Annotated in this window: 9 protein-coding genes; 5 read left to right on the top strand and 4 right to left on the bottom strand. The window is 59.6% G+C overall.

Features of this window, described 5'->3' with window-relative positions:
• The first annotated feature begins 110 nt into the window (after positions 1-110).
• Both FE840_RS16550 and FE840_RS16545 read left to right on the top strand, forming a co-directional pair.
• Positions 111-2,672, top strand: coding sequence for a GcvT family protein (locus FE840_RS16550; protein ID WP_138287721.1), 2,562 nt, complete (start codon positions 111-113; stop codon positions 2,670-2,672).
• Positions 2,673-2,898: 226 nt separating this feature from the next.
• Positions 2,899-4,662 (top strand): ATP-dependent nuclease, encoded by a 1,764-nt coding sequence (locus FE840_RS16545; protein WP_138287720.1) that lies wholly within the window; start codon positions 2,899-2,901, stop codon positions 4,660-4,662.
• 241 nt (positions 4,663-4,903) lie between these two features.
• Here the strand turns inward: FE840_RS16545 and FE840_RS16540 are convergent.
• A protein-coding gene (locus tag FE840_RS16540) for an IS3 family transposase (RefSeq protein WP_138289831.1) occupies positions 4,904-6,117 on the bottom strand; the annotation gives its coding sequence in 2 pieces (ribosomal slippage) (positions 4,904-5,781 and positions 5,781-6,117; 1,215 coding nt in all).
• Between the two features lie 399 nt (positions 6,118-6,516).
• On the opposite strand from FE840_RS16540, the gene FE840_RS16535 reads away from it, so the two are divergent.
• Positions 6,517-7,971 carry a coniferyl aldehyde dehydrogenase gene (locus FE840_RS16535; protein WP_138286693.1) on the top strand — a complete coding sequence of 485 codons (1,455 nt, stop codon included), beginning with the start codon at positions 6,517-6,519 and terminating at the stop codon, positions 7,969-7,971.
• A gap of 112 nt (positions 7,972-8,083) precedes the next feature.
• On the opposite strand, the gene FE840_RS16530 is transcribed toward FE840_RS16535, so the two are convergent.
• Entirely contained in the window at positions 8,084-9,187 is a 1,104-nt protein-coding gene (locus FE840_RS16530; RefSeq protein ID WP_138286691.1) for a saccharopine dehydrogenase family protein, read from the bottom strand.
• A gap of 150 nt (positions 9,188-9,337) precedes the next feature.
• Here FE840_RS16530 and FE840_RS16525 point away from each other — a divergent pair, with 150 nt between their 5' ends.
• Positions 9,338-9,769 carry an Lrp/AsnC family transcriptional regulator gene (locus FE840_RS16525; RefSeq protein ID WP_138286689.1) on the top strand — a complete coding sequence of 144 codons (432 nt, stop codon included), beginning with the start codon at positions 9,338-9,340 and terminating at the stop codon, positions 9,767-9,769.
• On the opposite strand, the gene FE840_RS16520 is transcribed toward FE840_RS16525, so the two are convergent.
• The gene (locus FE840_RS16520; protein WP_246318795.1) at positions 9,741-11,081 is read right to left on the bottom strand and encodes an HD-GYP domain-containing protein; all 1,341 of its coding nucleotides are present in this window, start codon (positions 11,079-11,081) and stop codon (positions 9,741-9,743) included. The genes FE840_RS16525 and FE840_RS16520 overlap by 29 nt on opposite strands.
• 259 nt (positions 11,082-11,340) lie before the next feature.
• Here FE840_RS16520 and FE840_RS16515 point away from each other — a divergent pair, with 259 nt between their 5' ends.
• Positions 11,341-11,925, top strand: a complete 585-nt coding sequence (locus FE840_RS16515; protein WP_138286687.1) for an ATP-dependent Clp protease proteolytic subunit — start codon at positions 11,341-11,343, stop codon at positions 11,923-11,925.
• A 74-nt stretch (positions 11,926-11,999) separates the two neighbouring features.
• On the opposite strand, the gene FE840_RS16510 is transcribed toward FE840_RS16515, so the two are convergent.
• Complete coding sequence (locus tag FE840_RS16510; RefSeq protein WP_179028210.1) at positions 12,000-12,545, bottom strand: hypothetical protein; 546 nt, start codon at positions 12,543-12,545, stop codon at positions 12,000-12,002.
• Positions 12,546-12,632 lie beyond the last annotated feature (87 nt).

Below are 12,632 nucleotides of genomic sequence, written 5' to 3'. Positions count from 1 at the left end.
GGGTCGCCCCTCCCTTGCAGAATGTCGCAGACAGGCTGCAATTGTCTCTCCGCGCCCCATAATATTGCGGCAACAGGTTCCACTCCCAGACATCGGGGTTTTTGAAGGCAATGGCAGAGTTTCCGTCCAAGGCAAAAGTCGTCATCATCGGGCTCGGCGGCATCGTCGGCGCATCGATCGCGCATCATCTCATCGAGCGCGGCTGGGACGACATCGTCGGCATCGACAAGTCGGGCATACCCACAGACATTGGCTCCACGGCGCATGCGTCGGATTTCTGCTACACCACCTCCCATGACTATCTCTCGGTCTGGACCACCCAGTATTCGATCGATTTCTACGAGAAGATGGGCCACTACGCCCGCATCGGCGGGTTGGAAGTTGCCCGCACCGGCGACGACACCTGGATGGAAGAGATCAAGCGCAAGCTGTCGTCCGCTCGCGCCTTCGGCACCCGCGCGCACTATGTCTCGCCCGCCGAAATCAAGAAGCTCTTCCCGCTGATCGAGGAAGATCAGGTCATGGGCGGCATGTTCGATCCGGATGCCGGCCTCGTCATCCCGCGCTCCCAGACCGTTGCCGGCAAGCTCGTCGATGCCGCAGAAAAGTCCGGCAAGCTCAAGATGTTCGGCAATACGCCGGCCAAGTCGCTGATCGTCGAGGGCGGCCGCATCAAGGGTGTCGTCACCCATCGCGGCACGATCATGGCCGATCACGTCATCGTCTGCGCCGGCCTCTGGGGCCGCCTGATCGCCGAAATGGTCGGCGAAGACCTGCCGGTCATGCCGGTCGACCATCCGCTGACCTTCTTCGGTCCGTATAACGAGTTCGAAGGCACCGGCAAGGAAATCGGCTATCCGCTGCTGCGCGACCAGGGCAACTCCGCCTATATGCGCGACACCGGCGACCCGAAGACCACCGAGGGCGGCCAGATCGAATGGGGCTATTACGAGCAGCACAATCCGCGCATGTGCCATCCGCGCCAGCTGCTTGAAAAGCATGAGGCACGCCTTTCGCCCTCGCAGCGCGACCTCGACATGGAGCAGATCCTCGAGCCGCTCGAGCGCGCCATGGAGCTCACCCCGATCCTCGGCGAGCTTGGCTATAACGAGAGCCATTCCTTCAACGGGTTGTTGCAGGTGTCAGCTGCCGGCGGCCCGTCCTGCGGCGAAAGCCAGAAGGTGCGCGGGTTATGGTATTGCGTCGCCATCTGGGTCAAGGACGGCCCCGGCTACGGCAAGCTGATCGCCGATTGGATGACCGACGGTCGCACCGAGATCGACCATTCCTCGATCGATTACGCCCGTTTCTATCCGCATCAGCTCGAAGAGAAGTTCATCGAGGGCCGCTGCTACGAAGCCGCCCAGAAGATCTATTTCCCCGCCGTGCACACCCGTGAGCCCTATGCCACCGGCCGCAATGTCAAGCGCTCGCCGATGTATGAGCGCGAAGTCGAGCTCGGCGGCTATTTCATGGAGCTTGGCGGCTGGGAGCGTGCGCATGGCTATGCCGCCAACGAGCGCCTTCTGGAAAAATATGGCGACCGCGTGCCGGTTCGTGAAAACGAATGGGATAACAGGCACTTCTGGCGCGTTTCGAATGCCGAACATCTGGCGATGAGCGAGGATTGCGGCATCGTCAACTTGAGCCACTTCCACATGGTCGATATCGAAGGCCCAGATCATGTCGAACTGCTCGAATGGCTCTGCGCCGCCAAGATCGGCGGCGACGCGAATATCGGCAAGGGCATCTACACCCACTTCCTCGACGACGAGGGCATGGTGCGCGCCGACTTCACCGTCTTCCGCATGGCCGACCGCTGCCGCCTGGTGAACGGCGCCGATGCCGGCCCGCGCGACTTCCACTACATGAAGCGCGTCGCCCAGGATCGCGGCCTCGACGTCACCATCACTGACACTTCGGAGAAATACATCACCATCGGCATCTGGGGCCCGAATGCCCGCGTGACGCTGAAGAAGGCCGTCGCCGACCCTGCCGGTCTCGACCCCGAAAACTTCCCCTTCGCCGCGATCAAGCAGATCGAAATATCAGGCAAGTCCGTGACCGCTTTCCGCATTTCCTATGTCGGCGAGCAGGGCTGGGAACTGCACATGAAATACGAAGACGGCCTTGCCGTCTGGGATGCGCTGCGCGCCACCGGCGTCATGGCCTTCGGCGTCGAGACCTATGCCAACTCCCGCCGCATGGAAAAGAGCCTGCGCCTGCAGAATGCCGATCTTCTGACCCAGTACAACCTGATCGAAGCGGATCTCGCCCGCCCGAAGGTCAAGGAAGCCGATTTCCGTGGCAAGGCCAAGCATCTCGAATACAAGGCTCGGGACAAGCAGCCGGCCATGCTCTGCACGCTCGTCATGACCGACAATGTCGACAGCAAGGGCGTCGCCCGCTACCCCGTCGGCTCCATGCCGGTCGTCGACCCCGCCAGCGGCGAGGTCCTGATCGACAGCCTCGGCCGCCGCTCCTACACGACCTCGGTCGCCTTCGGCCCGACCATCGGCAAGAACATCGCGCTGGCCTATCTGCCGGCGGACTATTGCGAAGTGGGGCGGAAGCTGAACGTGGAATACTTCGCCGAAAGCTTCCCGGTCGAGGTTGCGGCGGTGGGGTATAAGCCGCTGTATGATCCGGAGAATTTGAAGCCGCGGAGTTGAGGTTGGGGCATCCACTTCGTCATGCTCGGGCTTGTCCCGAGCATCTGCAACCTTTTGATTTCATTAACGTCGTAGATCCTCGGCACAAGGCCGAGGATGACGTGGAGCAAGAGCTGCGCGCTTTGTCATTAAGCTGAACCCGTTGGTCGTGAGGCCGGCGGGTTTTTTGTGCCCTTGCCTTTCAAAATGATGCTGACACAATCAATAGTTGGCATTGGGGGTGGTCATGCTTCTCAAATCTCTCGAATTTTTCGATTACAAAACTCACTCGCACTTTCAGATTTCCGCTAGAAACCGCAATGTGCTGGTGGGGCCCAACAATGTTGGGAAGTCAGCGTCTCTTGATGCGCTTCGTATAAGCTTCGACGTATTGCGGTTTGCAAAGAGACGTACCGCAGTCCTTAAGTCCCAAGGCTTAGATGGCGTGTGCTCCACCTATTTTGTCCCACCTTCTGTTGTGCAGATAGATCTGCGGTACTGCGTCCATAACTTTGAAACTGACGTGCCTGCTCGGATTCATCTTACTGCCGCAAATGGCTCTAAATTCAAAATCAACATGCAGTTGGATGGCGATCTTGAGTGCTACGTCGTTTCCGATGCCCGGCCCCAAAAGGGCGCCAAGTTCTTAGGTGAACAGTTTCCGATCAACATAGTTGTGGTGCCAACACTCAGCCCACTCGAACAAAATGAAGAGCTCGTCCTCTTGGAGACGGTCGAGCGGAACAGATATGGGCGTCTCGCCAGCAGGAATTTCCGCAACTATTGGCTTCACCAGCCAGATGAAGTTTTTGACCGCTTCGCTGAATTGGTTGAGCAAGGATGGCCAGGGCTCCGAGTGTTTAAGCCGGTAATTGAACATGCCAACGGTAAAGCTACGGTCAGAATGTACTTCCGGGAGACGGCAAACAGGAGCCCAGAGGTACAATGGGCGGGCTTTGGATTTCAGGTATGGATGCAGATTATGACGCATGTCATGCGTGCCGCTGCCGGCGACATCATCGTTCTGGATGAACCTGATGTATACCTGCACCCTGATTTGCAGCGGAAATTGATGAAGATCATCTCAGGGATGTCAGAGCAGTACTTCGTCGCGACTCATTCATCGGAAATCATCAATTCTGTCGAGCCCGGTGATGTCCTTATCATGCGTCCAGGTGCGCGTTCTGCTAAGCGGATTAGGACTGATGATGATTATTCTATTGCATTTGATCTGATCGGTAGTTCTGAAAATGCACAGTTTGCAAGGTTGGCAAAAAATAGGAAGGTTTTGTATTTCGAAGGTCTCGATCGATCACTTCTATTGCGACTTGCGCAGCTAGTTGGTGCGGACGATTATTTAAACGATACATCGATAACGTTCATGAAAACTGACGGATTCTCCAACTGGCAGCGTGTGTCGGCGTCGGCTTGGGTGCTAAACGAATTTTTTGAGTTTAAAGTTCGTGTGGCATGTCTCTTTGATCGGGACTTCCGATGTGACGATGCCGTTACCGAGTTCGTAGCTGGGCTTCGCGAGAGCGAAGTGTTGTGCTTCGTTCTCCCATTTAAGGAGCTGGAGAATTCACTGATTAATCGGAAAGCTATCAAAAAGGTTATATTGAAGTATTCATTGAAGGAACTTCCCTCTGATTGGGAAAGGAAGTTTGATGAGACGTTTGACGGAATAATTGCGGCAACCCGGGATCATGTGGCGAGCCGTCGTATCGGTGCCCGGATCCAGTATGAACTGCAAAAGAACCCCAAGCGGGATGTCGCTGGAATTTCGGCTGAAGAAATGAGAGCATTTTCACTCTCCTGGGATCAAGAGCCGTTACGCTTGAAGATGATCGAAGGAAAAGAGGTGTATCGAGCTCTGAAGCGGACTGTAGGAGAGCTGTATTCAGTCTCCCTTTCTGAGCCTCGGATCGTAGCTGAAATGAGAGCAGACGACATGGATGAAGGTCTTAAAGGCATCATTTTGAAAATGCGTGACTTTTTCGTTGAGCAATAATTGTGCCGTCGCCAGATGTGTGTTTCTGGGTTGTGCGGGTGTTCAGGGTGTTGAAGGTGCGTATTGTCATACACTGCTGCACACCGCTTGGATGAGTGTCGCGGCAGCCCTACCTCCCCCCATGCGGGGGAGGACGGAAAATCGAAGGTTTAGGCGAGCGCAAGCCGCCTAAACTTCAGATTTTCCCGGAGAGGGGCACGGTTCCGTTGTGGAGTGCACCCCGTTTCACCGGACATGTCGGCTAGTTTGATTTAGCCCTGATGAACTGCCGTGGAGAAGCCATCTTGAGCGCGGAATGGGGATGGATTTCGTTATAGTCCTCGATCCATCCGTCGATGAGCCGGAGCGCTGTTTCGGCGTCCGGTAGAGCTGAGATGCGGATATAGTCCCGCTTCAAGGTTTTGACGAAGGCCTCCGACATGCCGTTCGACTGCGGACTGGCCACCGGCGTGAAGCAAGGCGTCAGATTGAGCGCCTGGGCAAACAGTCTCGTGTCCCTCGCGGTGTAAGCCGAGCCATTGTCCGAGAGATGCTCTATTGCGTGCGGGGCTCTCGTTGCTGCGAAGCGCTTCTCGACCGCCTCCAGCATCATGTCGCGCACGTCAGAGCCGGAGATGCCGCCGTTGGCGACCGCCGTCCAGGCGATGATCTCGCGGTCGAAGGCGTCGATGATGAAGGCAAGACGAATGACCTCGCCATTCCAGCAGGTGAACTCCAACCCGTCCGAGCACCAGCGCAGGTTCGAGCGCATGACCATCACCTTGCCGTCATGGAGGCGGCCCTTGCGAACGGCGGTGTGCTTCTCCAGCAGCATGGCGTGGTTGCCCATGATGCGATGAACCCGTTTGGCGTTGACGACAGGCTTATCGGCGGCTCGCCTCTCGCGATTGAGGAGCGCGGTGATCCGCCGATAGCCATAGGTTGGCCTTTGATCCACCAGCCTGCGGATGATGGGCAAGAGGTCTGCATCCTCGGCCTTGTGATAGGAGCGACGCGGCTTCGATCTGCCTTTCAGCCGCTCGATCAGGTTGGAACGGGATACGCCAAGCGTGTCGGCGACTGATTTCATCGGGAACCGTCCTTCGGCAACAAGATCGGCCGCGATATCCGTTTTTTTGAGTCTGCTTTGGACAAGGCTTCGCGGAGAATTTCGACCTCCATCGTCTTGCGACCGAGCATGCGCTCCAGCTCGCGGACACGATCCTCCAGCTTCTTCACTTCCGAATTGCCGACAACCGGCTCGTCCGAATCCACGGCTGCAGCACCTCCCTCACTCAAAAGCCTGCGCCACCGGTAAAGCAGATTGGGCGCGACGCCATGGCGGCGAGCGGCCGAAGACACCGTCTCGCCTGGTTCGAAACTCTGCTCGATGATTGTCAGCTTCTGCTCGGTTGTCCAGCGCCTGCGGCGGACATCACCCGTCAGCAATTCAACATGTCGATACTCGTTAGACATAAGCCTGTCCTCAAGCCCGTGCTTGAGCCTTTCTGCTTATGCCGACTGTCCGGTCGAAATGGGGGGCAGTTCACGTTGGCACTCACCTCACAGAGCCCCTCTCTTGCGATTTCAGATGTTTAGGCCGCTTGCGCTGGCCTAATTCATCGAAATCGCTTTCTCCCCCGCAACGGGGGAGATGGCCCCGTGCAAGCCTCCGTTCGCTCAAATCGATTCACTGGATCGATTTCTGGCCTTCGGCCAACGCTCCGAAGTCTCCCCCGCATGGGGGGAGATTGGTCGCGCTCAGGCCTCCGCAAGGGGAGAGATGGGCGCCGCGCCAAAAATCATTGGTTCTCCCTTGAACAAATCGGCGTAGACTGCCCATCTTGAGGAAGCTTGAGACGAGAGGAAACGGTCATGGACGGGCAGGCGGCAGCACAGGTGGAGACGGTGGCGGTCAGTGGCGCTGATCCGGCAGGTCGCATTGCCACCCTGCTTGCCGCGCAAAAGGCGGCCTGGCGGGCGGATGTGAACCCGGATCGTGCCACGCGCGATGACCGGCTGGCGCGGCTCGACCGGATGCTGGTTGCCTGGCAGGACCGGTTTGCCACGGCGATTTCGGAGGATTTCGGCAATCGCCCGGCAATTGTGACCGCACTCACCGATGTCGTGCCGGTGCGGGCCGCGATTCGCCATGCGCGCAAACATCTCAAAGCCTGGATGCGCAAGCGTCGCGTGTCGCTCTCTTGGACCGGACAGCCGGCCAGCGCCTTCATCCTGCGCCAGCCGCTTGGCGTTGTCGGCATCGTCGCGCCCTGGAATTATCCTCTTAACCTGATGCTGTCGCCGCTCGTCGGGGCGCTGGCCGCCGGCAACCGGGCGCTGCTCAAGCCTTCCGAGCTGACGCCTGCATTCTCAGGCGTGCTGCAACAGGCGGTGAAGGAATTTTTCTCTGAAGACGAGGTCGCCGTTGTCACCGGCGGGCCGGACGTGGCAGCGGCCTTTACCGCAGCCCCCTTCGATCACCTGATCTTCACCGGCTCGACCGCCGTTGGCCGCAAGGTGGCGGAGGCGGCGGCGAAGAACCTGACACCGGTGACGCTTGAGCTTGGCGGTAAGTCGCCGGCCATCGTCGACCGCTCGGCGGAGCTTGGCGAAGCCGTGCCACGGCTTGTCTGGGGCAAGCTTTTGAACTCCGGCCAGACCTGTGTCGCGCCTGATTATGCGCTGGTGCCGCGCGAGCGGATCGAGGCCTTCTTGGTCGCGGCCCAGGCCGAGGTCGAGCGGCAATATCCGGCGCTTTCCGATAATCCCGATTACACGTCGATCATCAGCGCCCATCATTTCGACCGGCTGACGCGCCTCGTTGGCGAGGCGCGTGATGGCGGGGCGCAAGTGACGCAGCTTGCCGGCGCGCATGATCCGGCGCGGCGCATCTTTGCCCCGGTTGCTGTCACCGGCGCACCTGCCGATTGCGCGCTGATGCGCGAGGAAATCTTCGGGCCGATCCTGCCGATTGTGCCCTATGACACGCTGGATGAAGCGCTCTCCTACATCAACGCCCATGATCGACCGCTGGCGCTCTACTGGTTCGGCAAGGACAAGGAGGCGGAACAGGCGGTCTTGAACGGCACGATTGCCGGCGGCGTGACGGTCAATGACACGATCCTGCATCTCGCGCAGGACAACCTGCCTTTCGGTGGCGTTGGCGCCTCCGGCTACGGCGCCTATCACGGCGAGGCGGGCTTTGTTGCGCTCAGCAAGGAAAAGCCGGTGCTGCGCCAGTCGCGCTTTTCGGGCGTCAAATTCCTCTATCCACCCTATGGGCGGATGGCGCGCGTCATGCTGAAGCTCCTGTCGAAGCTGGGGTGAGCGATGAACGGGGCGGGGGGCATCTTCGGCCCTTCGCCGCCCCGTCCGGGACCGGGCGGACAGGGCGTTCAGACCCGGGCCGCCTCAGTCCATCCTCCCCCCGGAGCGGAGCTCAGCCGGCCTTCGCCACCTTCATCACATCTGGGTCGTAAACCCGGCCAAAACGGTTTTCGAGAAAGGCCGGGAGATTGATTTCCTCCTGGCGGACAAAACCGGCCGCAGGCAGCGTGCCATCGGCCAAGAGATCGAGCACGGTGCAGATGCCGGCTGCGGTGGTGATCTGGATGGCGCTCATCTTCTTCCCGGCGACGACGCCGGCATAGACCTTGTTGGCATAGGTTTCCTGCAGGTAACGACCGTCCTTCCAGCCGCAGACGGTGACGAAAATGACGACGACGTCCTGCATGGTGGCGGGAAGCGCGTTTTCGAAAAGGTCTTTCAGGACGTCGCGGCGGTTCTTCAGGTTGAAGTCGTTCAAAAGCGCCTTGATGATCGCCTGATGGCCGGGATAGCGGATGGTGCGGTAGTTCATCGTGCGCACCCGGCCTTCGAGCGTCTTTGCCAGCGTGCCGAGGCCGCCAGAGGTGTTGAAGGCTTCGTAGGTGACGCCATCGAGCGAGAATTCCTCGCGCTCTTCCATGGCGGGCACGACGGTGAGCCTGCCCTCAACGATTGCCTCACAAGGCTCGATATATTCGTTGATCAGCCCGTCGGTTGACCAGGTGAGATTATAGTTGAGCGCGTTGGAGGGATATTGTGGCAGGGCGCCTACGCGCATGCGCACTGTATCCAGCGTGTCGAAATGCCTTGTCAGATCATTTGCGACGATGGAGATGAAGCCGGGGGCGAGGCCGCATTGGGGGATGAAGGCGGAACGGGCGCCTTCTGCCAGTTTCTCGACCTTGCGGGTGGTGGCGACATCCTCGGTCAAGTCGAGATAATGGGTGCCCGTTCGGGCGGCACTTTCGGCAATCGCGCCGGTCAGATGGAAGGGGGCGGCGGAGAGCACGGCGAACTGGCCGGCCAATGCTCCATCCAGCGCCTTCGCATCAGCAATGTCGAGTTCGAGCGTCTTCACCGCGGGATGGCTGTCGAGCTTGGCGAGCTGGTCGGCGCTGCGGTCTGCGACGGTCACGGTGTAATCGCCAGTCTCCGCCAGCATGCGGGCAATCGCGCCACCGATCTTGCCTGCGCCGATGATGGTGACGTGTTTCATGGTTTTTCCCCTTCGTTTCTCTCGCGCCGCTCGCGGGCGGTCGCATGTCAAAGTCTCGACCAGTGTGGTTTCGGACGCTGTCGATTCCAAGTGACGTTTTGTGCAATATGCTGTAGCGTTTTCGGCTGATTGACGATCAGGATTGGCGATATGCAGATAACGGACAAGGATCGCGAACTGCTGGCGCTATTGTCGGAGAATGCCCGCATGCCGGTGGCCGAACTGGCGCGGCGGCTCGATCTGTCGCGCACCACGGTGCAGGCGCGGCTGGAGCGGCTGGAGACGCAAGGCGTGATCGCCGGCTATGCGGTGCGGCTCTCGGATGCTTATCAGACTAGGCTGATCCGGGCGCATGTGATGATCACCATTGCGCCCAAGGCGCTGACGGCGGTGACAAGCGAGCTCAATGCCATCCGCGAGGTGACCGCGCTTTATTCGGTGAACGGTCCTTACGACCTGATCGCCATCATTGCCGCACCGTCGATTTCCGAGCTTGACCGGCTGATCGATCGGATCGGGGAGCTGTCGGGCGTCGAGCGCACCTTGTCGTCCATCATCCTGTCAACGCGGATTGCGCGATAGGGGCCTGATGAGTCATCTGCGACCGCGGGTTCAGCACTACCCTTTCGAGGGCTGCAACGCAGACCGGATCGTGATGCCGTCCGGCACTGGCCTTGAGGATCGAAAGCGCTTCGACATGGGGCATGGCGGCGCGGTAAGGCCGGTCGGCGGTCAATGCGTCAAACACGTCGGCGGTTGCGACGATGCGGGTGGCGAAGGATATTTCATCGCCTTTGAGGCCGCGCGGATAGCCCGTGCCGTCAAGGCGTTCATGGTGGGCGCCACCGATTTCGGCGAGATCGGAAAAGGCGGAGATGCGCGACAGGATCCGCTCCGAGTGGCAGGCATGGCTGCGCATTTCCTCCCATTCGGCGGCGTCGAGGTCTGTCGGCTTGTTGAGGATGCGGGCCGAGACGCCGAGCTTGCCGATATCATGGAGCAAGGCGGCCCGCCGCAGATTGCGGCAGGCAGGCTCATCCAGGCCCAGCTCGCGGGCGATCAGGACCGTGATGTCCGCCACCCGACTGCTATGGCCGGCGGTAAAAGGGCTCTTGGCATCAATGACGCGGGAGAACCCTTCGACGATGTCATCGAGATAGTCCTCATCCGCGAGAATGATGTGACGACCGGGCTCGCTGTCAAGCAGGCGTTTTTCGAGGTCGCTGGACGCAAGGTCCGACCAGAAACTGTCGCGGGCGGCAAGCTCGAGCAGGACATCGACCAGTGTCGGATCAAAGGCTTTGCCTCTCAGCTTTCTCACGCGGCTGATGGCGGCTTTCGGACCCTTGCGCGAGAAGAAGATCTCGGTGACCTGCGCCAGGAGCGCGATGCGTGCAAAGAGATGGATTTCCTCGCCCCTCCGCTGATGGGGACGACCCGAGCCATCAAAATGCTCGTCGAGGTCGAGAATGCCCTGCCCAACGGCTTCGGAGAAGCGCATCTGGCAGGCGATTTCGGCACCACGGCGGCAGCGGATTTCCACCATCTCGCCAGCGCGGGAGCCAAGCGCCAGCCCCTTGGCAACGGCTCTTGCGCGTCCCGCCAACCCGCGACCCTTACCGGCGTGGCGAAACAGCTGCAACAGGGTTTCAACCTTGCTGCCGTCGACCCGCTCAAGCGCGCGCTTGAAGGTCGTGTCGTCGGTGTCCAGCATGCTTGAGACGAGTGCGGCATTGGCCGAGCAGCCCAGATCCTTCAGCATCAGCGCATAGTAGAGATCGTTCAGCTCGCCATCCGACAGGCCGATCTTACGACCAATCTGTGTGCCGATATGGGCCGAGCGCAGACAATGGCCCATGACCTGACCGCCGGTCAGGTCGAGCGCATGGCTCAAGGCGCCGATCAGTTCGGCAAGGCGTATCTGTGCAGGTATCGATGTCCTCCGATGCCATAAATTAGAAGCATCCACGTTAACAAGTGGTGGCCAAATCCTGGAACAGCGCGATGATCTTTACCGTGATCGCAGTCAAAGCTCTTGAAAACTGGCATAACCTCCTGTTCACCGCTTCCATGCTTGTCTTTTTCCCGCATTGTCTTAACACATGAGACGCACTATGTGCGGGTGAGCGAAAACGCAGATGGAGAATTGCCGGATGAATGAAGAAGACGACGACAAGAGCAAGGAACTGCCGCTCGGCAAGGAAACGGAAGCGAATCTTTTCAAGTCGCGTTCGATCTTCATCTATGGCGGCATTACCATGGAACTGGCGCAGAAGGTCTGCACCCAGCTCGTGGCTCTTGCGGCAGCCAGCGACGAGGACATTCGCGTCTATGTGAATTCTCCCGGCGGCCATGTCGAATCGGGCGATTCGATCCATGACATGATCAAGTTCATCAAGCCGAAGGTCTGGATCATCGGCACGGGCTGGGTCGCGTCCGCGGGCGCGCTGATCTATGTGTCGGTGCCGAAGGAGCAGCGCCTTTGCCTGCCCAACACCCGCTTCCTGTTGCACCAACCGTCTGGCGGCACGCGCGGCATGGCCTCGGATATCGAGATCCAGGCCAATGAAATCATCAAGATGAACAAGCGTCTGATCAAGATCTTCGCCAAGGCCACCGGCCAGAGCGAAGAGAAGATCGGCAAGGACATCGACCGCGACTACTGGCTCTCTGCCGAAGACGCCAAGGATTATGGCCTGGTTGGCAAGATCGTCGAAAGCCAGTCCGAAATCGGCTGAGCCTTGATACAGTGATATCGATCAGACCCCGTCGGAGCGATCCGGCGGGGTTTTCGTTGGCGCATTCGTTTATTTCAGCGCCATTCGTGCAGCTTGTCGCCCATCAACGGCCTTGATGTGACCAGCGGCAGGGCAGGGAAACGCTCGGCATAATCAAGCGCATCCGCCTCGTCCTTGAAGCCGATGAAGATCATCGACAGGACCTTCGCCTTCGGCGCGCCCTTCTTGCGATAGGCAAGTTTCACCGCGCAATGGGGAAAGGCTTCGTCCAGCACCGCCCCTTCGGGCAGGGCATCCGCCAGCGCGAGATGGGCGCCGAGGCCGAGGAAACGGTCGATGGCGGCAAAGGCTGTCGGCTCGGGCAGCTGCTTGTTCTCCGAGGATCCCGGCGCCCGGCCCCAGAACAGGCTGTCGACCAGCCCCTTCGCCCGCTTCGACTTCACCACGACGAGACCACCGGCTGCGATAAGCTCCAGATGGGTATCCCAGGTCTGGAAGAGCTCGGGGGACTGGTGGAGTTCGGTGAGGAGGGGGCGCAGCGTGGCGGTGAGGTCGGTGTGGAGGGCAGGGGCATCGGGGTCTCGGCGCGTGTGGGGTGTTGTGTGGCGGCCTCGTAGCATGGTGGGGGTGGGGTGGATATGGGGGCGTTGTGGATCAAGGGGCTAAGACGTATATTGTGGTCTCTGGTAGTCACTCTGTGAGGTGTC

Origin of the sequence: Peteryoungia desertarenae, assembly GCF_005860795.2 — a bacterium.
Taxonomy (GTDB): Bacteria; Pseudomonadota; Alphaproteobacteria; order Rhizobiales; family Rhizobiaceae; genus Allorhizobium; species Allorhizobium desertarenae.
Note: the sequence above shows the minus strand (reverse complement) of the source record. Positions and strands in the feature narration are given on the sequence as shown.